The organism is Catenovulum sp. 2E275 (assembly GCF_025515275.1).
In the GTDB taxonomy this organism is placed as follows: domain Bacteria; phylum Pseudomonadota; class Gammaproteobacteria; order Enterobacterales; family Alteromonadaceae; genus Catenovulum.
Genome location: NZ_JAOPFU010000142.1, coordinates 1 through 375 on the forward strand (window position 1 = coordinate 1; position 375 = coordinate 375).

The 375-nt window shown below is 41.6% G+C and carries 1 protein-coding gene; it reads right to left on the reverse strand.

The window, feature by feature from the left end:
- Positions 1 to 375: sugar phosphate nucleotidyltransferase (locus N7931_RS19655; protein WP_262795995.1), on the reverse strand; the 375-nt coding region annotated here is incomplete at both ends.

The following is a 375-nucleotide window of genomic DNA, read 5'->3' on the forward strand; positions in this document are numbered from 1 at the left end:
GCAGGCGGCTAGAATTTCTGGGTTATATTTTTCTAGCTCTTGTAAATACTGGCTGGCTTTAAACATAAACATGCCACTGTTCCAGTAGTATTCTCTGCTGTTTAAGTATTCGGTTGCGGTGGCTAAATCTGGCTTTTCAACAAAGCTATCTACTTTATAAGCGCTTTGGTGAGATTGGCCTCTTTTTATATAACCATAGCCGGTTTCTGCGTGGCTCGGTACTATGCCAAAGGTCACCATTGCATTTTGTTTAGCTAGAGCTTCTGCTTGCTCTATTGCGGCTAAAAATGCAGTTTGGTTAGTAATAACATGGTCTGCCGCTAAAATTAATAATATTGGGTCTTCCCCGTTGGCTACAGCTTGTAATGCCGCTAA